At 44.9% G+C, this 20,864-nt stretch carries 24 protein-coding genes; all 24 read left to right on the forward strand.

Features of this window, described 5'->3' with window-relative positions; genetic code table 11:
- The first annotated feature begins 36 nt into the window (after positions 1 to 36).
- The 24 genes from rpoB (at position 37) to rplF (ending at position 20,858) form a co-directional block, all read left to right on the forward strand.
- Complete coding sequence (gene rpoB / locus ACZ5GY_RS02810) at positions 37 to 3,654, forward strand: DNA-directed RNA polymerase subunit beta (protein WP_213691619.1); 3,618 nt, start codon at positions 37 to 39, stop codon at positions 3,652 to 3,654.
- A gap of 3 nt (positions 3,655 to 3,657) precedes the next feature.
- The gene (gene rpoC, locus ACZ5GY_RS02815) at positions 3,658 to 8,670 is read left to right on the forward strand and encodes a DNA-directed RNA polymerase subunit beta' (RefSeq protein WP_464111978.1); all 5,013 of its coding nucleotides are present in this window, start codon (positions 3,658 to 3,660) and stop codon (positions 8,668 to 8,670) included.
- A gap of 141 nt (positions 8,671 to 8,811) precedes the next feature.
- Positions 8,812 to 9,084, forward strand: coding sequence for a ribosomal L7Ae/L30e/S12e/Gadd45 family protein (locus ACZ5GY_RS02820; protein WP_213691617.1), 273 nt, complete (start codon positions 8,812 to 8,814; stop codon positions 9,082 to 9,084).
- Between the two features lie 28 nt (positions 9,085 to 9,112).
- Positions 9,113 to 9,484, forward strand: coding sequence for a 30S ribosomal protein S12 (gene rpsL, locus ACZ5GY_RS02825; protein ID WP_213691616.1), 372 nt, complete (start codon positions 9,113 to 9,115; stop codon positions 9,482 to 9,484).
- A gap of 29 nt (positions 9,485 to 9,513) precedes the next feature.
- Positions 9,514 to 9,984, forward strand: coding sequence for a 30S ribosomal protein S7 (gene rpsG / locus ACZ5GY_RS02830; protein WP_213691615.1), 471 nt, complete (start codon positions 9,514 to 9,516; stop codon positions 9,982 to 9,984).
- A gap of 52 nt (positions 9,985 to 10,036) precedes the next feature.
- Positions 10,037 to 12,103, forward strand: coding sequence for an elongation factor G (fusA, locus tag ACZ5GY_RS02835; RefSeq protein ID WP_213691614.1), 2,067 nt, complete (start codon positions 10,037 to 10,039; stop codon positions 12,101 to 12,103).
- A 30-nt stretch (positions 12,104 to 12,133) separates the two neighbouring features.
- Positions 12,134 to 13,336, forward strand: coding sequence for an elongation factor Tu (gene tuf / locus ACZ5GY_RS02840; RefSeq protein WP_307879491.1), 1,203 nt, complete (start codon positions 12,134 to 12,136; stop codon positions 13,334 to 13,336).
- Positions 13,337 to 13,360: 24 nt separating this feature from the next.
- The gene (rpsJ, locus tag ACZ5GY_RS02845) at positions 13,361 to 13,666 is read left to right on the forward strand and encodes a 30S ribosomal protein S10 (RefSeq protein ID WP_213690639.1); all 306 of its coding nucleotides are present in this window, start codon (positions 13,361 to 13,363) and stop codon (positions 13,664 to 13,666) included.
- Between the two features lie 30 nt (positions 13,667 to 13,696).
- Positions 13,697 to 14,323, forward strand: coding sequence for a 50S ribosomal protein L3 (gene rplC, locus ACZ5GY_RS02850; RefSeq protein ID WP_213690638.1), 627 nt, complete (start codon positions 13,697 to 13,699; stop codon positions 14,321 to 14,323).
- A 29-nt stretch (positions 14,324 to 14,352) separates the two neighbouring features.
- On the forward strand, positions 14,353 to 14,976 hold the full coding sequence (gene rplD, locus ACZ5GY_RS02855) for a 50S ribosomal protein L4 (RefSeq protein ID WP_213690637.1): 624 nt from the start codon (positions 14,353 to 14,355) through the stop codon (positions 14,974 to 14,976).
- Complete coding sequence (gene rplW, locus ACZ5GY_RS02860; RefSeq protein WP_213690636.1) at positions 14,973 to 15,269, forward strand: 50S ribosomal protein L23; 297 nt, start codon at positions 14,973 to 14,975, stop codon at positions 15,267 to 15,269. The genes rplD and rplW overlap by 4 nt, the downstream gene beginning before the upstream one ends.
- 18 nt (positions 15,270 to 15,287) lie before the next feature.
- The gene (gene rplB / locus ACZ5GY_RS02865) at positions 15,288 to 16,115 is read left to right on the forward strand and encodes a 50S ribosomal protein L2 (protein WP_213690635.1); all 828 of its coding nucleotides are present in this window, start codon (positions 15,288 to 15,290) and stop codon (positions 16,113 to 16,115) included.
- Positions 16,116 to 16,133: 18 nt separating this feature from the next.
- Positions 16,134 to 16,415, forward strand: a complete 282-nt coding sequence (gene rpsS, locus ACZ5GY_RS02870) for a 30S ribosomal protein S19 (RefSeq protein WP_213690634.1) — start codon at positions 16,134 to 16,136, stop codon at positions 16,413 to 16,415.
- A gap of 13 nt (positions 16,416 to 16,428) precedes the next feature.
- Positions 16,429 to 16,761, forward strand: a complete 333-nt coding sequence (gene rplV, locus ACZ5GY_RS02875; protein ID WP_213690633.1) for a 50S ribosomal protein L22 — start codon at positions 16,429 to 16,431, stop codon at positions 16,759 to 16,761.
- A gap of 13 nt (positions 16,762 to 16,774) precedes the next feature.
- Positions 16,775 to 17,440: a 30S ribosomal protein S3 gene (gene rpsC, locus ACZ5GY_RS02880; RefSeq protein WP_213696106.1), complete on the forward strand. Its 666-nt coding sequence runs from the start codon at positions 16,775 to 16,777 to the stop codon at positions 17,438 to 17,440.
- Positions 17,441 to 17,446: 6 nt separating this feature from the next.
- A complete protein-coding gene (gene rplP / locus ACZ5GY_RS02885) occupies positions 17,447 to 17,869 on the forward strand; it encodes a 50S ribosomal protein L16 (protein ID WP_213690631.1) in 423 nt (140 codons plus the stop codon).
- A gap of 2 nt (positions 17,870 to 17,871) precedes the next feature.
- Positions 17,872 to 18,084, forward strand: coding sequence for a 50S ribosomal protein L29 (gene rpmC, locus ACZ5GY_RS02890; RefSeq protein WP_213690630.1), 213 nt, complete (start codon positions 17,872 to 17,874; stop codon positions 18,082 to 18,084).
- A 6-nt stretch (positions 18,085 to 18,090) separates the two neighbouring features.
- The gene (gene rpsQ, locus ACZ5GY_RS02895) at positions 18,091 to 18,390 is read left to right on the forward strand and encodes a 30S ribosomal protein S17 (protein ID WP_213690629.1); all 300 of its coding nucleotides are present in this window, start codon (positions 18,091 to 18,093) and stop codon (positions 18,388 to 18,390) included.
- Positions 18,391 to 18,393: 3 nt separating this feature from the next.
- Positions 18,394 to 18,762: a 50S ribosomal protein L14 gene (rplN, locus tag ACZ5GY_RS02900; protein WP_213690628.1), complete on the forward strand. Its 369-nt coding sequence runs from the start codon at positions 18,394 to 18,396 to the stop codon at positions 18,760 to 18,762.
- 15 nt (positions 18,763 to 18,777) lie between these two features.
- On the forward strand, positions 18,778 to 19,104 hold the full coding sequence (rplX, locus tag ACZ5GY_RS02905) for a 50S ribosomal protein L24 (RefSeq protein ID WP_213690627.1): 327 nt from the start codon (positions 18,778 to 18,780) through the stop codon (positions 19,102 to 19,104).
- A gap of 12 nt (positions 19,105 to 19,116) precedes the next feature.
- The gene (rplE, locus tag ACZ5GY_RS02910) at positions 19,117 to 19,662 is read left to right on the forward strand and encodes a 50S ribosomal protein L5 (protein ID WP_213690626.1); all 546 of its coding nucleotides are present in this window, start codon (positions 19,117 to 19,119) and stop codon (positions 19,660 to 19,662) included.
- A 19-nt stretch (positions 19,663 to 19,681) separates the two neighbouring features.
- Positions 19,682 to 19,867, forward strand: coding sequence for a type Z 30S ribosomal protein S14 (locus ACZ5GY_RS02915; protein WP_213690625.1), 186 nt, complete (start codon positions 19,682 to 19,684; stop codon positions 19,865 to 19,867).
- Positions 19,868 to 19,896: 29 nt separating this feature from the next.
- The gene (rpsH, locus tag ACZ5GY_RS02920) at positions 19,897 to 20,301 is read left to right on the forward strand and encodes a 30S ribosomal protein S8 (protein ID WP_213690624.1); all 405 of its coding nucleotides are present in this window, start codon (positions 19,897 to 19,899) and stop codon (positions 20,299 to 20,301) included.
- A gap of 17 nt (positions 20,302 to 20,318) precedes the next feature.
- Complete coding sequence (gene rplF, locus ACZ5GY_RS02925; RefSeq protein WP_213690623.1) at positions 20,319 to 20,858, forward strand: 50S ribosomal protein L6; 540 nt, start codon at positions 20,319 to 20,321, stop codon at positions 20,856 to 20,858.
- Positions 20,859 to 20,864 lie beyond the last annotated feature (6 nt).

Below are 20,864 nucleotides of genomic sequence, written 5' to 3' on the forward strand. Positions count from 1 at the left end.
TTCCCCCATATCTTTTACAGGGAGGTCATAACGCGCATGGCCGAGTTTGTTCCCGTGGGCAGAAGGCGGCAGAGGTTAACTTTCGGACGTGCCAGGGATCTTGTAGAGATTCCTGACATGATAGAAATCCAGCGTAATTCTTATGATTGGTTTTATCAGAAGAGTTGCGATGCGGATTCGAGGAAGTTGCAGGGATTGGAAGAACTTCTTCATGAAGTTTTTCCTATAGAAAGTTATGATGGGGCTTTTGCTCTTGAGTTTGTCCATTACTTTGTGGATGATCCTTCTGGAGATGAAGAAGAAGCCCGACAGAGAGACTTGACATGGTCTCAACCCATACGTGCTACTATCAGGCTTACCAATAGGAAGACCAAGGAGATCAAGGAAGAAGAGATTTTCCTCGGAGATTTTCCTATTATGACCGATAGGGGCACCTTTATTATTAATGGAACGGAACGAGTAGTTGTTAATCAGCTTGCTCGTTCTGCTGGCGTTTATTTTCATAAGGAAGAAGACATTCCTGGACAAGAGACTTACTCTGCGAAGATTATTCCAGATCGTGGAGCGTGGTTGGAGTTTAGTTTAAGTCCTGGAGACGTTCTTTCTGTGAACATAGACAATAGGAAAAAGCTTCCAGCAACAATTTTGTTGAAAGCTTTTGGCGTATCGAGTAACGAAGAGATACTCGAAATGTTTGGCGCAACAGTAATAGAGGTAGATTTAACGGAAGAAGATGTTAAGGGTCGACTCATTGCAGAGACGATAGTCGATGGGGAAGGCAATGAAATAGTAGTTAAGAATGACAGATTGACGAAAGAGCATCTTGAAGCATTGTGGAGTCAGGGAAGAACAAAAGTTCACGTCTGGAGCGTAGATCCAGCTATTGCTGCAACTTTGGAGCGTGACAATACTGTTGGCAGTGACGATGCTGTACTTGAGATGTTCCGTCGTCTTCGCCCCAATGAACCAGCACGGGTAGAGAATGCCAGAGAGTATGTGTATAGTCTGTTCTTTGATACACGAAGATATAATTTGGGCAGAGTTGGACGTTACAAAATAAATCGACGTTTAGGTCTTTCTATTCCTGAAGATAACAGGTTGCTCACTCTTGAAGACATTCGTCGCATTATTCTGGGTGTCATTGAGCTTCGCAACCCTGAATCGGAAGATGACGATATCGACCATCTTGGAAATCGAAGAGTTCGTTCTGTCGGAGAGCTTCTTCAAAACCAGATCCGTATAGGCTTGCTTCGTATGGAACGCATTGCTAAAGAACGAATGACGACTGTACCAGACTTGGAATCAGCAATGGCAAGAGATCTCATTAACGTTCGCCCCATTGCAGCGGCTATTCGAGAATTCTTTGGTTCAGGACAGCTTTCCCAGTTTATGGATCAGACGAACCCTCTCGCTGAGGTAACTCACCGTAGGCGTCTTTCGGCGTTGGGACCTGGTGGTTTGAGCAGAGAAAGAGCCGGATTTGAAGCTCGAGACGTTCATCATACTCACTATGGAAGAATATGCCCAATAGAGACGCCAGAAGGACCAAACATTGGCTTGGTTACATCTCTGGCTACCTATGCGAGGGTCAATGAATATGGCTTCTTGATGACTCCTCGGCGCAAAGTTGTAGAAGGAAAAGTTGCCAAAGAAATCGAATATCTTTCAGCCGATGAAGAAGACAATTTATATATTGCCAGAGCGAATACTCCAATAGATGAAGATGGTTATTTGGAAGAGGAATGCCATACGCGTTATCGTGGAGATATTGAACTTATCCCTAGAGACATGGTGGATTATCTCGACGTCTCGCCTAAACAGATTGTTTCTGTTTCAACGGCTCTTATTCCTTTCCTCGAGCACGACGACGCTAACCGTGCTCTTATGGGATCAAACATGCAACGCCAGGCTGTACCTCTTATTCAACCAGATGCACCGCGAGTTGGAACAGGAATTGAACATAGAATCGCGAAAGACTCAGGTTCTTGCGTTGTCGCATCTGAGAATGGAGAAGTAGCTTACGTTGATGCTGATCGTATAGAGGTAAGGTCAGAGCGTGGTATTCACGTATACCCCTTGGTGAAATTCCGAAGGTCTAACCAAGGAACGATTATTCATCAACGTCCCTCAGTATTGAAGGGAGAACAGGTTAAAAAAGGCGATATTATAGCAGATGGCCAATCTGTTGATAACGGAGAGCTCGCTTTGGGAAGAAATGTTCTTGTTGCGTTCCTTCCTTGGGAAGGATACAACTACGAAGATGCCATTCTCCTTAGTGAACGTCTTGTTAAAGAAGATTTCTATACATCTATACATATAGAAGAATATGAAATAGAGGCACGAGACACCAAACTTGGACCAGAAGAAATAACCCGCGACATTCCCAATGTGGGAGAAGATATGCTTAAAAATCTCGATGAAGATGGCATAGTGCGTGTCGGAGCCGAGGTTAATGCGGGTGATATTCTCGTTGGTAAAGTAACTCCTAAGGGAGAGTCTGATCAATCCCCGGAGGAAAAACTTCTCAGAGCAATATTCGGAGAAAAAGCGAGAGAGGTAAGAGATACGTCTCTTAAAGTTCCGCATGGTGCTCGTGGAAAGATTGTTGCTGTAAAGCGCATGACACGAGAGAATAACCCAGATGCATTGAGCCCTGGTGTCAATGAAGTCGTTAAGATTTATGTTGCCCAGCTTCGTAAAATAACAGTTGGTGACAAAATGGCAGGTCGACACGGAAACAAAGGTGTTGTTTCTCGTATTCTTCCAGTAGAAGATATGCCTTACTTGCCAGACGGAACTCCTTGTGACATTGTTTTGAACCCTCTGGGTGTTCCTAGCCGTATGAACCTGGGGCAGGTTCTTGAGACCATTATGGGATTTGTGGCAATGAACAATGGATGGCATGTGGCGACACCAGTTTTTGAAGGTGCTCAAGAAGGAGAAATTTTTGATCTTCTCGATAAATTGAGTAAAGAAAAATATCCTGACTTAACGTCAGACGGTATGATTACTCTCTATGACGGACGAACAGGAGAGCGTATGGAAAAGAAAGTCACAGTTGGATGTATGTATATGCTCAAGCTCATTCACCTTGTTGACGATAAAATCCACGCTCGTTCGATCGGTCCTTACAGTTTGATAACTCAGCAGCCTTTGGGTGGTAAAGCTCAGTTTGGTGGTCAGCGTTTTGGAGAAATGGAAGTTTGGGCCCTTGAAGGATATGGAGCGGCTCACATACTTCAGGAAATGTTGACTGTTAAATCTGACGATATACGAGGTCGTCTGAAGACATATGAGAAGATTGTAAAAGGACAAAACTTGGCGAAGCCCGGTGTTCCTGAAAGCTTCCGTGTTCTTGTTAAAGAATTACAGGGTTTAGTGCTAGATGTTGAAATTAAATACAGCGACGGAACCATTGGCGAATTGGTTATGGATGATGAGGATGAAGAAGGAGCACGTCGTTCCACTTCAGAGACTGTAGGCGTAAAAGAGAAGGAAGAAAAGCCACAAGAACCTCAGAAATCTGAAAAAGTAGAGGAAGAAATCGCCGATGAAATGGAAGTTGTCGTTGATGAGAAAGAAGTAATGTCCGAAAACATGCTTTTTGAAGATGTGTTTGAGGAAAGTAATGATGACCCGGAAGGGGCTGAATAATAGATGAGCCAAAGAGAAATAGTCGGGGTACGTATTAAGCTGGCCAGCCCAGAACGGATCAGAGAATTGTCCAGTGGTGAAGTTAAAAAGCCAGAAACTATTAACTATAGAACACTTCGCCCTGAAAAAGATGGACTTTTCTGTGAGCGTATCTTTGGCCCCACAAAAAGCTATGAATGTGCCTGTGGCAAATACAAGCGAAGCGGTCCAAAGTTTAAAGGTATCATTTGTGACCGTTGTGGTGTAGAAGTTACCGATAACCGTGTTCGCAGAGAGCGAATGGGCCATATCGAGTTGGCTGCGCCTGTTGTGCATATTTGGTATCTCAGAGGCATTCCGAGCCGCTTGAGCCTTCTTTTGGGTACAAGCACAAAGGATTTGGAAAAAGTTGTCTATTTTGCTCCGACGCGTAAACGAGAAGCGGCGTATAAGGTCGTCATGGAAGGACGACGTCCTGATTTAGCTCGACGGGGAGATGTTATTTCAGAGAGCGAAGTACGCATTCATTCGCACTACGATTCTAAAATCAAGGCTGAAGAGGCATATCGCATTATCAGCGTTGATGAAATTCCTGTGAATGAGGGCGATGTTCTTTCCGCTCAGCAGGTTTCAAGATATAAGACAGAGTATGGAGATAGTCTCTTCAAGGTGGAGCCTGCTTTTGAATTTGTATCTGTCCCTGAGAATCTTGATTTTGTTCCAGGAGATGTTATTTCTGCTTCAGAAATTGAACGTTTGCAGAAACTGGAACTTAATTTTGATGTTAAACGCGCAGTTGTCAATAATCAGGAAACTTTTGTAGTTACTGCGGCGGCGAAATTACCCTTTACAAAGGGTGATGTTGTTTCAGCTACGGAATTCCAAATGTTCCATGAAAAATATCCTGGACGCTTTATGGCTCAGGTAGAGACGGTAACAATAGAGGATCCTTGTTATATTGTTATCGAAAAGGGATCGTCTCCCTTTAACGCCTGCGATATTATTATGGAGCGGGAAGAATACTTATGTGCTGCCTACGATAAGAAATTCAGTGCTGGTATAGGTGCAGAGGGTGTTCGTACACTTTTACAGAAAACTGATTTAGATCTTCTTTGTGCAACTTTACGAGAAGATGTTTCTGAGAGTACAGGGCAGAAAAAGAGAAAGCTTATTAAAAGACTTCAGGTTTCTGAAGATTTTAGAAAAAGTAAGTCCCAGATAGATTCCATGGTTTTGGAAGTTCTGCCTGTTATTCCACCAGATCTTCGTCCTATGGTGCAACTTGATGGGGGTCGTTTCGCCACGTCTGATTTGAATGATCTTTATAGACGTGTAATTAATAGAAACAATCGTCTTAGAAAGTTGCAGGAGTTGCGGGCTCCAGAAATTATTATTCGCAATGAGAAAAGAATGTTGCAGGAGTCAGTCGATGCTCTCATTGACAATGGTCGCATGGGGAAAGCTGTTTTAGGAGCTGGAAATCGTCCATTGAAAAGTTTGACAGACTTGTTAAGAGGTAAAAAAGGTCGTTTCCGTCAAAACTTGTTGGGTAAACGTGTCGACTATTCAGGGCGATCCGTTATTGTTATTGGTCCTCAACTGAAGATATATCAGTGTGGATTGCCAAAGCAGATGGCTCTTGAGCTTTTCAAGCCTTTCGTAATACGACAGCTTGTTGAGCGTGGATTGGCACCTAATGTTAAGAGTGCAAAACGTCTTATTGAACGAGGTCGAGAGGAGATTTGGGGGATTCTTGAAGATATTATTAAAGATCACCCTGTATTGTTGAATCGAGCTCCGACACTCCATAGATTGGGCATCCAGGCTTTTGAGCCAGTCTTGATGGAAGGAAAGGCAATACGTTTGCACCCATTAGTTTGTACGGCTTTCAACGCAGACTTCGATGGAGACCAGATGGCTGTTCACGTGCCTCTTTCTCTTGAAGCGCAGGCAGAAGCACGACTTCTTATGTTATCTGCCAATAACTTGCTTTCACCTGCTAGTGGCAGACCTATAGTAACTCCGACACAGGACATTATTCTTGGTATTTATTACCTGACTGATTTACGCGACGGATTAAAAGGTGAAGGCGCATATTTCTCAGATATTGAAGATGTACTCATTGCTTTGAACCATAAGGTGGTTCATTTAAATGCTCGCATTCGTTTGAAGAAACAGATGGAGTGGAATATCGACAACGATGACGAACATTGGTTTGAAACTTCTCCAGGGCGGGTTCTTTTCAATAGTATTCTTCCTGAGAAGTTGCGTTTTATTAATAAACAGCTTGGCAAGAAGGCTATAGGTAAGCTGATCGATGATGCATATGATGTCATTACTCGAAGTGAAATTGTAGGGATGCTCGATGGCATAAAGTCGTTAGGCTACCATTGGTCTACTGTTAGCGGCATTAGTTTTGGAGTTCAGTCTATCATCATTCCTCCTGAAAAGAAGGAAATAACAGAAAAAACTGTTGTTGAAGATGACGAATTAAAGTCAGAATTCGAAATGGGCATATTGACGCAGGAGGAGTACCTTTACCGAAAGGAAATACTGTGGTCTGATGCGTCACGTAGAATTTCCGATAATATTCTTGACCATATGGCCCATGAAAATCCGATTCGCATGATGGTTGATTCCGGTGCGCGAGGAAGTAAGAGTCAGATGGGACAGATGGCAGGTATTCGAGGCTTGATGTCTGACCCGTCAGGACGAATTATCGACTATCCTATTACTGCAAACTTCCGTGAGGGAATGAATATGTTGGAATACTTCATTTCTACCCACGGAGCGCGAAAAGGTTTGGCCGATACTGCCCTTCGTACTGCTAAGTCTGGTTATTTAACTCGTCGTCTTGTAGATGTTGCTCAAGATATCATTGTTACGCACCATGATTGTGGCACAAATAAGGGTGTAGAAATCAGGCCTATGCTTCAAGACGGTAAGGTTATGATCTCTCTTGCTGAACGTATCGCAGGCAGAACATCACTTTATGATCTCTACCATCCTGAAACGGGGGAAATTGTAGTCGAGGCTGGAGAGCTTATAACACCTAAACTAGCAGAGACTATAGATAAACTTGGTTTCTCCTCTATTTGGGTACGGAGTCCATTGACGTGTACCCTCAAACAGGGTGTGTGCCAGAAATGTTATGGTATGGACCTTGCTACGCGAAAAGAAGTTGCCATTGGAGAATCGGTTGGAGTAGTTGCAGCCCAGTCCATAGGCGAACCGGGAACACAGCTTACAATGCGGACCTTCCACACAGGAGGCGTTCGTATGACGGGTGAAGACATTACTCAGGGTCTTCCTCGAATAGAGCAGCTTTTCGAAGTCCGTCGTCCTAAAAAAGTTTCTTACCTTGCCGGAATTGATGGCCGGGTGCAAGAAATTCGTGAGATGGAAGGCAAAAGAAAAGTTATTATTACTTCAGATGAAACAGGCAAGGAAGAGAAGGTTACATACAGTATCCCTTCATCTCAGCATTTGCTTGTAGAAGAAGGTCAGACAGTTGGAAAGAGCGATCGTCTTACCGAAGGGAATGTTGATCCTCAACAACTTCTTGAAGTGGAAGGTATAGAAGAGGTTCAGCGCAGTCTTGTTGATGAAATACAGGGTGTTTACCGTTCTCAGGGTGTTTCTATAAACAACAAGCACATCGAAGTTATACTTCGGAAGGTTGCACCAGTTAACCGTATTAGAGTTGTTGAAGAAGGGGATACATCCTTTGTCGCAGGTGATTTAGTCTGGACAGATGAAATAGAAAATGAGAATGAAGCCATCCAGAAAGAAAACGAGAAAAATATTATGGAGGCTACACGTATTTTCTCAGGGCGTATAGTTAAAAATATAGTGGCAAATCGTTTAAATGATGCGATTCTTCAATATCAAAACAAGCCACTTACAGAAGATGCTATCCGTACCCTTCTTCGACCGGGTTATCTCATCTCCCAGATTGTTTTAGAGGGCGATAAAGGAAAAGATCTCATCCTTGTTATAGGGGAAGCCGCTTTTAGAAAAAGAATGGAAGGACTTGAACTTATAGAACCTTTCGAATCTCAGGATGGCAAAGAGATCGTAGCTGGAACGATTTTAAGTCCTGGACATTTGGGGATTATTACAGCTGGGGACCCCGTCTCAATCTGTGTTCGAGACAGTGAGGCCATAGAGAAGCTTGTCGATAGTGCCTATTTAGCAGAAGATATTTGTGTTGGCGGTGACGTTATGGCTGAAGGAGACCGTATCTTTACGCAGGAAGCTGCCAGAGTATGTCTTGAACACGATATCGAATCTTTGAAATTATGGCACTCTGTTGAACGTATTTCAGTACTTGATGCATTGCAAGAACGTCTCATGAATAAAATTTGGGGACGTCCTTTGACTCAGGCCATAGACGGAGAAGGCAATGCTTTGACTGATGTGTCTCAAATGGTTGATGCTCGAATTATACGTGGTCTCGTCGATGCTGAAATTGCAGCAGTAGATCTTGAAGGTGAGATCCTAACTAGGGATAAAGTTTTACTTGAGCTGTTAAATGATCTGGCGTACGGAAAAGTGATTTTAGAGCCTGTTTTTGATAAAAAGGGAGAAAAATTGGTAGATAGCGGACAAGAGATTAACCGTGCTATGATTGATCTTCTTATGAGATCCAATGCGGAAGAATTTGTTGTTCGACCAATTTCGGCTCGCTCAGATGAAAAACAGCTCATATGGAATGTCACTTTCGTGCGCAAACTGAGAGAAGGACCGAAATGCAAACCGTTCGTTCATGGAATTACCAAGGCTGCTTTAGCCACCGATAGTTTCTTGAGCGCCGCTTCCTTCCAGCAGACAGCTCAGGTTTTGGCAGGAGCTGCTGTAAAGGGAGACATAGATCCGCTGCAGGGATTGAAGGAAAATGTCATCATTGGACATTTAATTCCTGCAGGTACTGGAGTTGAATGGTTTAAAGATGTAGATGTCGTTCCCGCAGATCGAAGTGATAAAATAGATAAATCTTCAGTTTCATCAGAAAAAACATCTAATATAGATGAATAAAATATGGTATTTTTAGTACATTCTATGCTATTTGTGTAGTTCTATCTCAAGCAGATAAAGAGCCCTGCAATGTTCGTTCTTGACATAAGTCGGGGCTCTTTGTTATTATTCCTTGGTGCTTTCTGCACTGGAGGGTTTATTATGCCTTTAAACGAGTTAGCTACTCATTTACGGGTTGTAGGAGAGAGAGAGGTTCGTCGAACACTTCATTCCAAACGTCTAAAAAAACTTTTTATTGCTCGTGATGCCGATGTAGAAAGAGTAAAAGATATTTTACTAGAGGCAGAGAAACAGGGAGTATCGGTAGAGTGGGCAGACGATAAAGTAAAATTGGGACGCGCCTGTGCTATAAGCAGAAGTGCATCAGTAGCCGGAATTACCAACATTCTTTCTGAAGATAAGGGTGTCGGTTGAAAATAAAAATCTGGAAGGAGGGAGTTTCGTGCCAACAATAAATCAGCTTGTTCGTCAAGGGCGTAAAGATAAAAGACAGAATAGTGACTCTCCGGCATTGCAGGGGAATCCAGCGCGACGTGGAGTTTGCACCCGCGTATATACTGTTACGCCTAAGAAGCCGAACTCAGCTTTGAGGAAGGTTGCTCGTGTTCGTCTTACCAACGGGATAGAGGTTACATCATATATCCCTGGAATCGGGCATAACCTTCAGGAACACTCCGTAGTCCTTGTTCGCGGAGGTCGAGTAAAGGACTTGCCTGGTGTGCGTTATCACATCATACGAGGAACCCTCGACTGCGGTGGCGTTGAAAATCGAAAAAGAGGGCGTTCTAAGTACGGAGCAAGAAAGCCCAAGTAGGAAGTAGTACGTGAGGAGGGATTGTCACCATGCCGCGAAAGGGGCATGTTAAAAAGCGTCAGAGTTTATCTGACAGTCGTTTTGGAAGCGTTGCGGTATCAAAGTTTATTAGTAGTCTCATGAAAGGCGGAAAGCGAAGTGTTGCTGAAAAAGCCTTTTATGGTGCTCTTGATATTGCTGGGGAGCGTCTGAATGCAGAGCCCTATGAAGTGTTCCAGAAGGCCATGGACAATGTAAAACCACTAGTTGAGGTTCGTCCTCGCCGTGTTGGTGGTGCTACATACCAGGTGCCAGTAGAGGTTCCTGCAGAACGCGCTGAAGTTCTGGCTATTAGATGGATCGTTTCATTTGCCAGATCGAAAAAAGGGATGCCGATAGCAGAGCGTCTTGCTAGAGAACTTATGGATGCCTATAAAGGTGAAGGCAGTTCTATTAAAAAAAGAGAAGACACTCATAAGATGGCAGAAGCTAACCGTGCCTTTGCTCACTATCGTTGGTAATGAGTTGCGTCCCTAAAATAATTAATTTATTCCATGCTTGGTGGTGAAATATATGCAACAAAACGTAGAAATGAGAAAAATAAGAAATATAGGTATTGCTGCTCATATTGACGCAGGCAAAACCACGACCACTGAGCGTATCCTGTTCTACACTGGACGTAACTATAAGATGGGTGAGACTCATGAGGGGTCTGCCACAATGGACTGGATGGAGCAGGAGCGCGAACGGGGTATAACAATTACCTCTGCTGCTACAACGTGTATGTGGCGCGATTGTTTTGTCAATATCATTGATACGCCCGGCCACGTGGACTTTACCGTAGAAGTGGAGCGCTCAATGCGTGTTCTTGATGGTGCAGTTGCTGTTTTCTGCGCTGTTGGGGGAGTAGAACCCCAGTCTGAAACAGTGTGGCGTCAAGCCGATAAGTATCATGTTCCACGTATCGCTTTTGTCAACAAAATGGACCGTGTAGGTGCTGATTTTAGCCAGGTCGTTACAGGAATACGCAAACGTCTTGGTGCAAAATCAGTGGCACTTCAGTTGCCTATAGGTGCGGAAGATCAGTTTTCTGGAATCATTGACATTGTGCGTATGAAAGCTTTTCTTTATCAGGATGAGCTTGGAACTACGCCTGTCATGGCTGATATTCCCGAAGAACTCTCAGAAGAAGCGCAGGCAGCTCATGATCAGATGATTGAGAGTTTGGCTGATTTTGACGAAGCAATTATGGAAGCCTACCTTGATGGACGGGATGTGCCGGAAGAAACTATTCGTAAAGCTATTCGAGAAAATACGATTGCTCTGCGAATCGTTCCAGTTTTATGTGGGAGTGCTTTTAAAAATAAGGGAGTACAGCTTTTACTTGATGCTGTAGTAGATTATTTGCCGAGTCCCTTGGATTTACCTCCAATTAAAGGAACTGATCCCAGAACTGAAGAAGTAGTAGAGCGTCATAGTGATATGAACGAGCCTCTTACTGCTCTTGGCTTCAAGATTATGGTCGATCCTTTTGTTGGTCGTCTAGTCTTTACAAGAATCTACTCCGGTAAGCTTGTTAAAGGAGAAACAGTTTACAATCCTTCAACAAAGGCCAGAGAAAGAATCGGCAGAATTTTACGAATGCATGCTAATAAGAGAGAAGAGTTGGATGAAGCAGGCGCAGGAATGATTGTCGCTTTACCTGGATTGAAAGCTACGAGAACAGGCGATACTCTGTGTGATGAATCCAAACCTGTAGTTCTTGAATCTCTTCAGTTCCCAGAACCAGTTATTTCGCTTGCAGTTGAGCCTGCAACGAAGAACGATAAAATCAAGCTGACAAAGGGCCTTGTTGCTCTTGCAGAAGAAGACCCCACATTCAGAGTCAGAACAGATGAAGAGACGGGGCAGACTATCATTTCTGGTATGGGAGAACTTCATCTTGAAATTATAGTAGATCGTCTTAAGAGAGAATTTGGTGTGGATGTTAAAGTTGGACGTCCACAGGTCTCTTACAGAGAAGCAATACGCAAGCCATCACGTGCCGAGGGACGTTTTGTCAGACAGTCTGGTGGCCGTGGCCAGTATGGACATGTTGTTTTTGAAATGGAGCCTTTGGAAGAAGGAAAGGGCTTTGTTTTTGAAGACAAAATTGTTGGTGGTGCTGTCCCTAAAGACTATATTCCAGCCGTTCAAAAGGGACTTGATGAGGCCATCAATAATGGTATACTTGGCGGGTTCCCTGTGATAGGTGTCAAGGTCTCTCTTGTTGACGGAAGTTATCACGAAGTTGATAGCTCGGAAATGGCCTTTAAAATCGCGGCATCCATGGGATTCAAGGAAGCTATGAGAAAAGCGAGTCCCGTTCTTATGGAGCCGATAGTGTCCGTTGAAGTTGTAACTCCGGAAGATTATGTCGGAGATGTCATAGGGGATATTTCATCTCGTCGCGGACGAATTGAAGGTATGGAAACAAAGGCAAACGCAAGAATAGTGCGCTCCTTTGTGCCATTAGCTGAGATGTTTGGATATGCAACAGATTTGCGGAGTAAAACTTCTGGACGTGCTACATATTCCATGCAGTTTGATCACTACGAGCAGGTTCCCGCAGAAGTTGCTGAAAAAGTTTTGAAGGGTTAATAACTAGCCTTTTCAGGGAGGGAGACTAAAATGGCAAAAGAGAAGTTTGAAAGAGCGAAGCCCCATCTTAACGTGGGAACGATAGGACACATAGACCACGGAAAGACGACGCTGACAGCAGCGATCACAAAATGTTTGTCGACGAAGGGCTGGTCGAATTTTGAGGCGTACGACATGATCGACAAGGCGCCAGAAGAGCGTGAGAGAGGAATCACGATCAACATTTCTCACGTAGAGTATCAGACGGAGAATCGTCACTATGCTCACATAGATTGCCCTGGTCACGCAGACTATATTAAGAACATGATCACGGGAGCAGCTCAGATGGATGGAGCCATTCTTGTTGTATCAGCAGCAGATGGTCCAATGCCTCAGACACGAGAGCACGTACTTCTTGCCCGTCAGGTTAACGTTCCAGCCGTAGTCGTGTTCATGAACAAGACCGACCAGGTTGATGATGAAGAGCTTCTTGATCTTGTTGAGATGGAGATTCGTGAGCTTCTGAGCAAGTATGAGTTCCCCGGAGACGAGGTTCCCATCGTCCGTGGATCCGCATTGAAGGTATTGGAAGAGGGCACAGGCGAAGAGAGCGATCCTATAAGCAAGTGCATTTGGGACTTGATGGCTGCATGTGATTCTTATATTCCGACTCCGCAGCGAGAGACAGATAAGCCCTTCCTTATGCCGATAGAAGACGTATTCACCATCACTGGCCGTGGCACAGTAGTTACAGGCCGAGTGGAGCGAGGAATGGTCAAGGCCGGCGAAGAAGTTGAGATCGTAGGCATGAAGCCAGATACGACGAAGACAGTAGCGACCTCCCTTGAGATGTTCCGTAAGATTCTTGACGAAGCCATAGCGGGAGATAACGTAGGAATACTTCTTCGTGGTATCGACAAGGAAGACGTAGAGCGTGGACAGGTATTAGCGAAACCAGGTTCTATAACACCCCACACGAAGTTTAAGGCTGAGGTATACGTGTTGAAGAAAGAGGAAGGCGGCCGTCACACCCCGTTCTTTGCTGGTTATAAGCCGCAGTTCTATTTCCGAACAACAGACGTAACCGGAGGTATCAAGCTTCCTGATGGAGTAGAGATGGTTATGCCGGGAGACAACGCGACCTTTGAGGTAGATCTGATAGTGCCAATCGCCATGGAGGCAGGACTTCGTTTTGCCGTTCGTGAAGGTGGACACACTGTCGGAGCTGGCGTTGTTACCGAGATTCTTGCATAACCCCAACAAAGGGGGTTGTTGATTTTGGCTAAAAAGATTCGTATTCGCCTGAAAGCCTTTGATCACAGAGTATTAGATAGTTCGGCTTCTCAGATAGCAGAAACGGCAGAGCGGAGTGGTGCAAAAGTTTCTGGACCTATCCCATTGCCAACTGAAATAAATAAATATACAATTCTTAAATCCCCGCATAAAGATAAGGATGCGAGGGAGCAGTTTGAAATGCGAACTCATAAGCGCTTAATTGATATTCTTAATCCAACGCAGAAAACGATGGATGCGCTTATGCAGCTGAACCTTCCTTCTGGGGTGGACATCCAGATCAAACTGTAGGAAGCTCTGAGCTGAAAGGAGTGGAAGTGGATGAGCATTGGAATACTGGGGCGTAAGTTAGGTATGACTCAGATTTACAACGAAGCTGGACAGGCTGTACCTGTTACTGTTATTCAGGCCGGTCCGTGCCCTGTTGTTTCTCTGAAAACTCCTGATAAGAACGGATACTCAGCAGTACAGCTGGCATTCGAAGAAGTGAAGCCCCACAAGCTCACAAAGCCCGTAAAAGGGCAGTATGATAAGGCTAGTCTTGAGCCCCATCGTCATATGAAAGAATTTCGTATGAGCGATACTGAGGCCTACGAGATTGGTCAAGTAATTACTGTTTCCCTTTTTGAAGAGGGCGAGAAGATTAACGTTGTAGGCAAAAGTAAGGGAAAAGGATTTGCCGGTGTTATGAAACGGCATAATTTTGGTGGTACTTTTGCTACCCATGGTGTTTCTGTAATGCACCGTCATGGTGGTTCTAGCGGCGCTAGCAGCTATCCTGGCCGTGTGTTTAAAGGAAAAGCAATGCCTGGACATATGGGTGGTGAACGTGTCACTGTCAAAAACCTTACAGTGGTGGCAGTGGATACGGATAACAATCTTCTGCTTGTCAAAGGGGCCGTTCCCGGTGCGAAAAATGACATCGTTACGGTCTTTAAGCAGGATTAGGTCGGGGACAGAAGGAGGGCAGAACGATTATGCCTACCGTAAAGCTTGTTAGTTTTCAGGGTGAACAGGTAAGTGACCTCCAGCTTTCCGACTCTGTGTTTGCTGCGCCGATTCATGTACCGGCCATGCACCAGGTAGTTGTGGCACAGCTGGCGAATCTTCGTCAGGGTACCCACAGCTGTAAGGGAAGAGGAGACGTTAGCGGCGGCGGAAGAAAGCCTTGGCGCCAAAAGCATACAGGTCGTGCTCGTCACGGAAGTACCCGATCACCGATCTGGGTCGGAGGTGGCGTAGCTCACGGACCACAACCTCGAGATTATCGTCAAAAGGTTAATAAGAAGGTTCGTCGTCTTGCTATGAGAAGTGCACTATCTCTTAAAGTTAGAGATAACCTGTTAACAGTAGTGGATAAATTTAATCTCGAAACCCCATCGACAAAAGAAATGCTCGGGTTTATTGATAAGATTGGTGTAAAGAAACCTCTGATCGTTCTTCATGAGCCCAATGAAGCTATTTCTAAGTCTGTAAGAAATATTCCTGGGGCAAGAGCAATTAATGTTGGTAATATCAACGTTTATGATCTTCTTAACTACCAGAGTCTCGTTTTGACTCAGGAAGCTATAGCCCGGATCGAGGAGGTGTACTCGATATGAAACTCCTTGCTCATGACATCATCATTCGGCCAATCGTAACAGAGAAGAGCAGCAGATTGATGGAGCATAATAAATATACATTTGAGGTGCACCCTAGCGCCAATAAGATCCAGGTAAAAGAGGCTGTACAAGAGGTCTTTAAGGTTAAGGTTAAGAATGTTCATATCATTCGAGTTCACGCAAAGCCCAAGAGAATGGGAGTTTTCCTTGGAAAAACCCGTTCTTGGAAGAAAGCGATTGTAAGCCTTCCAGAAGGCGAACGAATCGAGTTCTTCGAGGGCGCGAGTATTTAGAGGGGGGAGACGATTAATATGTCTGTAAAAGACTTCAAACCCTATACGCCAGGCCGCAGAGCCATGTTGAGCCAGTCTTATGACGATGTTACGAAAAGCGAGCCTGAACGCGCCCTGACTGCCGCTTTGAAAAAGTCTGGTGGACGGAATAACCTTGGTCGTATAACAATGCGCCATCGTGGTGGCGGCATGAAGCGTCTCTACCGGATTATCGATTTTAAACGCGATAAGATCGGTGTGCCTGGAAAAGTTGCCGCAATTGAGTATGATCCTAACCGCTCATCTCGTATTGCGTTGATTCACTACGTAGATGGTGAAAAACGATATATCTTGGCTCCAGCAGATTTAAATGTTGGCGACACGATTGTTGCGGGACCCGAGTCGGATATTAAACCAGGTAACGCATTGAAACTCAAAGATATGCCGGTTGGTACAGTTGTTCATAACGTAGAACTTGAACCTGGATGTGGCGGAAAGTTGGTACGTTCCGCTGGTACTTCAGCTCAGGTTATGGCGAAAGAAGGCAAGTATGCCTACATCAGAATGCCGAGCGGAGAGCTTCGTCTTGTTTTAAATGAATGCATGGCTACAGTTGGCCAGGTAGGCAATGTAGAGCATGAGAATATCTCTCTTGGTAAGGCTGGTAAAACTCGCCTTATGGGCAAAAGGCCTATGGTTCGCGGAATGGTTATGAACCCAGTGGATCACCCCCTTGGTGGTGGAGAAGGACGTAGTAAATCTCATAAACATCCTGTCTCTCCTTGGGGCACACTGGCAAAAGGTTATCGTACCCGGAAGAACAAGCCTTCTGATAGGCTTATTGTTCGCCGCCGGTATGCGAAGTAGCGTTAGGAGGGACTAAATATGGCTCGTTCAACAAAGAAAGGGCCCTATGTTGACCTTAAACTTCTTCGCAGGATAGAGGATATGAACGTTTCCGGGAATAAAAAGGTTCTGAAGACCTGGTCCCGACGTTCAACAATCGTTCCGGCGATGATTGGTCATACAATAGCGGTACATAATGGTCGAATTCATGTTCCTATTTATGTAAGTGAGAACATGGTAGGACATAAACTTGGAGAGTTCGCCCCAACACGCAAATCAGCGCGTCATGCGGGTCAGGAACGCTCCTCGAGAGTGAGGTAAGGGAGTGATGGGAATGGAAGCAAAAGCCCTTGCCAGACAAGTGCGTATTTCTCCTTATAAAGTGAGACGCATTCTTCCCCTTATTAGAGGGAAGAAAGTTGATGAAGCGATGATGATTCTCAAATATAGTTCTCAGAAATCAGCGAGGGTCGTCAGCAAGGTATTGCAGAGTGCAGTAGCCAATGCCGAGCACAATTATGGTATGGATACTGACAAGCTGCGGGTTGTCAAAGCTACGGCTGATCAGGGACCGAGTATGAAACGTTTCCGCCCAGTATCAATGGGAAGAGCTCATCCCTATCGTCACCGTACCAGCCACGTAACGATCATCGTTGCGGAACGTTAAGGAGGGGGAACTCGTGGGACAGAAAGTTCACCCAGTTGGTTATAGATTAGGTGTGGTAACGGAGTGGGAATCAAAATGGTACGCTACAGGCAAGGATTACGCCAAAAAGCTCCATGAAGATCTCGCTCTTAGAAAGTGGATTTTGGATAGATGGTCACATGCCGGAATTTCCAGAGTCGATATTGAGCGTGTGGGCAATGTAGTTCGTTTTTCAATTTGGACCTCCCGGCCTGGTGTAGTAATTGGACGAGGCGGATCAGAGATTCAGGCAGTAAAAGACGAGCTTCAAAAAATGACGGGATCTAAGATAATGATCAACGTTCAGGAGATCAAAAATCCAGATGTCGTTGCCCAGCTTGTCTCTGAAAGCGTAAGTTCTGCTCTTGAACGCAGAGTGAGCTTCAGACGAGCAATGAAACAGGCTATTTTCCGTGCAATGAAAGCCGGAGCAAAAGGCATTAAAGTACAGTGTGCCGGCCGTCTTGGCGGAGCTGAAATAGCCCGGACAGAGTGGTATAACGAGGGGCAGCTTCCTCTTTCTACCATCAGAGCTGATATCGATTATGGTTTCGCTCAGGCTCAAACCATGTATGGCGTTATTGGAGTCAAGGTCTGGATCTTTAGAGATAGGGATGCTGAAAAAGCAGCTCAGCCCAGACCCTCTAGAAAGAGGGGGTAGTCCGATATGCTTATGCCAAAACGAGTAAAATACCGGAAGCCCTATCGTAGACTTCTTCGCGGTAAAACTAAAGGTGGAGCTACAGTGGCTTTTGGCGACTATGGTTTGCAGGCTCAGGATTGTGCTTGGATCACAGCTCGTCAGATAGAGGCAACCCGTATTGCTATTTCGAGAAAAATGAAAAAGGGCGGAAAAATCTGGATTCGTATTTTCCCAGACCATCCTTTTACAAAGAAGCCTCTTGAAACTCGTATGGGTAAAGGAAAGGGAACGCCAGAATTTTGGGTCGCCCCTGTCAAACGCGGGCGTATTTTATTTGAAGTTGCAGGAGTATCTAGGGAAGTAGTGGAAGATGCTTTCAGAACTGCATCCCATAAGCTGCCTGTAAAGGTCAAAATTGTTGCCCGTGAAGGTCTGGGTGGTGAATAGAAATGGATGCGAAGAGTTTGCGTGATTTAACCCTAGAAGAGCTTCAAGAGAAACATCGTCAGTATAAAGAAGAGCTTTTCAATCTTCGTTTTCAAAATGCAATCGGTCAGCTTCAGAATACAAGCCGGATTAATGTAGTAAAGAAGACCATTGCTAAAGTTCTGACGGTAGTGCGAGAGAAACAGCAGGCAGAAAGCGCTGCTGGAAGGAGGTAACGACTGATGGAGGCACGTTCACCCCATCGTAAGAGACGGGTCGGAACCGTAGTCAGCGAAAAGATGGACAAAACTATCGTTGTCCGTGTAACTCGACACGACATTCATCCTTTATACGGAAAGCGGATAGTTAAAAGTACTAAATATATGGCTCACGATCCAGAAAATACCTGTCGGCTAGGTGATTTAGTGAGCATCGCTGAAACCCGACCCATGAGTCGCAGAAAATGCTGGGTTCTTGAAAGAGTTATCGAAAGAGCCCCAGTGTTTGATAAAGCTGCTGACGAATTGGCCGAGGAGGAATAGGTCATGATTCAGCTTAGAACAGTCCTTAATGTAGCAGATAACTCTGGTGCGAAAAGCTTGATGTGCATCCAGGTTCTAGGCGGAAGCGGACGGCGCTATGGAACCATAGGAGACGTTATTGTTGCTTCCGTCAAAGAGGCCATTCCAAATAGCAATATCGCTAAGGGTTCTGTTGTAAAAGCAGTCATTGTCCGTACGAGAAAAGAACTGCGCCGTCCTGACGGTTCATATGTCCGTTTTGACGACAACGCAGCTGTTATTATCGACAACAACGGAGATCCTAAAGGAACCCGTATCTTCGGGCCTGTCGGAAGAGAGCTCCGGGCCAAGAAGTATATGAGGATACTTTCTTTGGCTCCTGAGGTTGTCTAAGGGGGCAATGCCATAATGAGCAAAATGAGAATTAAAAAAGGAGACTTAGTTAAAGTTATCTCCGGTAAAGATAAGGGGAAGGAAGGCAAAGTCCTTCGTAATCTTCCTAAGGAGGAAAAAGTTGTTGTAGAAGGCGTAAACATGGTTACTCGCCATGTTAAACCTTCTCCTCAAAATCCTCAGGCCGGGATTGTAAAACAGGAAGCTCCTCTTTACGCCGCAAAAGTCATGCTTGTTTGTCCCACTTGTGGTAAGGCAACTCGTGTAAGCAGAGCCTACCTTGAGAGTGGACAAAAGGTTAGAGTATGTAAGCAGTGCGGCGAAATAGTGGATCGGGCATAAGGAGGCACAACAATGAATCCTCGTTTCCTTGATAAGTATAAGAGCGAAGTGGTGCCTCATCTGAAAGAGCAGTTTAAATACTCCAATGTGATGGAGGTTCCACGTATTACTAAAGTTGTAGTCAACATAGGCGTAAGTGAAGCTAAGACTGATTCGAAATTTATGGATGCTGCTATAGCTGAGCTTAGAGCAATCGCTGGACAACAGCCTCTTATGAAGCGCGCGAAGAAATCCATTGCTGGATTTAAGCTTCGTCAGGGTATGCCAGTTGGTTGTAAAGTTACTCTTCGTGGTGGCCGTATGTGGGAGTTTCTGGATCGTCTGATGTCTTTGGCTTTGCCGACAATTAAAGACTTCCAGGGAGTTTCCAGAAAAGGTTTCGATGGTCGAGGAAATTATAACCTTGGCTTAAGAGAGCAGCTTATCTTTCCGGAAATTGACTATGACGATGTTATTCGAACACGCGGTATGAATGTAGCCATAGTAACTACCGCGAAGACGGATGAAGAGGCTTTTGCCCTGCTGAAAGAGCTGGGAATGCCTTTCAGCAACCGTTAGGAATAAGGGGGAAAAAATTATGGCTCGTAAAGCAATGGAATATAAAGCTAAGCAGCCCCCAAAGTTTGAGGTGCGGAAGTATAACAGATGCCCGCTTTGCGGACGTGTTCACTCTTATATGCGTACGTTCGATATGTGCCGCTGCTGCTTCCGCAAATTGGCGAGAGAGGGGAAAATCCCCGGTGTCGTCAAGTCCAGCTGGTAGGCGAGAGTGAACATAAGGGGGTCACAGGAATGTACGTAACCGATCCAATAGCTGATATGCTGACACGGATTCGGAATGCTAATGTGGTTTACCACGAAAGCGTAGATGTCCCTCACAGTAATGTGAAATTCAATATTGCAAAAATATTGAAAGAAGAGGGATATATCCGAAATTACAAGGTAATTAACGATCCTAAAAAACCCTATGCTGTAGTGCGTGTTTTTCTGAATTACGGTCCTAATAGAGAACGTGTTATTCAGGGACTTCGCAGAATCAGCAAACCAGGGCGCAGGATCTATGTTGGTAAAGACAATCTCCCCAAAGTCATGGGTGGTCTTGGAATAGCTATCATTTCCACTTCCCAGGGCTTGAAGACAGAGGCTGAGGCATCTCAGCTTGGTCTTGGCGGAGAAGTTGTTTGTTACGTTTGGTAAGCGAGGAGGGAACGCTTATGTCACGAATCGGACGTAAACATATTCCTCTCGCTAAGGGAGTAACGGTCACTACAAAAGACGATAAGGTTTTAGTTAAAGGACCTAAAGGTGAGCTCTCCTGTGATCTCGTGCAGGGCATTGCTCTTTCTGTAGAGGACAATGCAATTGTGATAGCGCGGGATAACGACGAAAAGCAGACAAGAGCTTTTCACGGAATGATGAGAGCACTCGTTGCCAATATGGTGACGGGAGTAACTGAGGGTTTCGAGAAAAAACTTGAGATCGTCGGTGTAGGATACCGTGCTCAGATGCAGGGGAAGAAGTTAATTCTCAATGTCGGATATTCAAACCCTATCGAATATGATCCACCAAAGGGTGTTGAGATTTCAACAGAAAGTCCTATAAAGATTTCGGTAAAGGGTATTGATCGACAGCTGGTAGGTCAGGTAGCGGCGATCATTCGTGAGTTCAGGAGTCCTGAGCCCTATAAAGGGAAAGGTATCCGCTATGCTGGCGAATATATTATTCGTAAGGCCGGCAAAGCCAGTGCCAAGTAACCTGAG

It is taken from the genome of Aminobacterium thunnarium, assembly GCF_055390565.1.

Excerpts from the sequence above, each read along its gene's own strand:
- rpoB (WP_213691619.1), top strand. The coding sequence starts at position 37 with ATGGCCGAGTTTGTTCCCGTGGGCAGAAGGCGGCAGAGGTTAACTTTC.
- rpoC (WP_464111978.1), top strand. The coding sequence starts at position 3,658 with ATGAGCCAAAGAGAAATAGTCGGGGTACGTATTAAGCTGGCCAGCCCA.
- ACZ5GY_RS02820 (WP_213691617.1), top strand. The coding sequence starts at position 8,812 with ATGCCTTTAAACGAGTTAGCTACTCATTTACGGGTTGTAGGAGAGAGA.
- rpsG (WP_213691615.1), top strand. The coding sequence starts at position 9,514 with ATGCCGCGAAAGGGGCATGTTAAAAAGCGTCAGAGTTTATCTGACAGT.
- fusA (WP_213691614.1), top strand. The coding sequence starts at position 10,037 with ATGCAACAAAACGTAGAAATGAGAAAAATAAGAAATATAGGTATTGCT.
- tuf (WP_307879491.1), top strand. The coding sequence starts at position 12,134 with ATGGCAAAAGAGAAGTTTGAAAGAGCGAAGCCCCATCTTAACGTGGGA.
- rplC (WP_213690638.1), top strand. The coding sequence starts at position 13,697 with ATGAGCATTGGAATACTGGGGCGTAAGTTAGGTATGACTCAGATTTAC.
- rplD (WP_213690637.1), top strand. The coding sequence starts at position 14,353 with ATGCCTACCGTAAAGCTTGTTAGTTTTCAGGGTGAACAGGTAAGTGAC.
- rplW (WP_213690636.1), top strand. The coding sequence starts at position 14,973 with ATGAAACTCCTTGCTCATGACATCATCATTCGGCCAATCGTAACAGAG.
- rplB (WP_213690635.1), top strand. The coding sequence starts at position 15,288 with ATGTCTGTAAAAGACTTCAAACCCTATACGCCAGGCCGCAGAGCCATG.
- rpsS (WP_213690634.1), top strand. The coding sequence starts at position 16,134 with ATGGCTCGTTCAACAAAGAAAGGGCCCTATGTTGACCTTAAACTTCTT.
- rplV (WP_213690633.1), top strand. The coding sequence starts at position 16,429 with ATGGAAGCAAAAGCCCTTGCCAGACAAGTGCGTATTTCTCCTTATAAA.
- rplP (WP_213690631.1), top strand. The coding sequence starts at position 17,447 with ATGCTTATGCCAAAACGAGTAAAATACCGGAAGCCCTATCGTAGACTT.
- rpmC (WP_213690630.1), top strand. The coding sequence starts at position 17,872 with ATGGATGCGAAGAGTTTGCGTGATTTAACCCTAGAAGAGCTTCAAGAG.
- rpsQ (WP_213690629.1), top strand. The coding sequence starts at position 18,091 with ATGGAGGCACGTTCACCCCATCGTAAGAGACGGGTCGGAACCGTAGTC.
- rplN (WP_213690628.1), top strand. The coding sequence starts at position 18,394 with ATGATTCAGCTTAGAACAGTCCTTAATGTAGCAGATAACTCTGGTGCG.
- rplX (WP_213690627.1), top strand. The coding sequence starts at position 18,778 with ATGAGCAAAATGAGAATTAAAAAAGGAGACTTAGTTAAAGTTATCTCC.
- rplE (WP_213690626.1), top strand. The coding sequence starts at position 19,117 with ATGAATCCTCGTTTCCTTGATAAGTATAAGAGCGAAGTGGTGCCTCAT.
- ACZ5GY_RS02915 (WP_213690625.1), top strand. The coding sequence starts at position 19,682 with ATGGCTCGTAAAGCAATGGAATATAAAGCTAAGCAGCCCCCAAAGTTT.
- rpsH (WP_213690624.1), top strand. The coding sequence starts at position 19,897 with ATGTACGTAACCGATCCAATAGCTGATATGCTGACACGGATTCGGAAT.
- rplF (WP_213690623.1), top strand. The coding sequence starts at position 20,319 with ATGTCACGAATCGGACGTAAACATATTCCTCTCGCTAAGGGAGTAACG.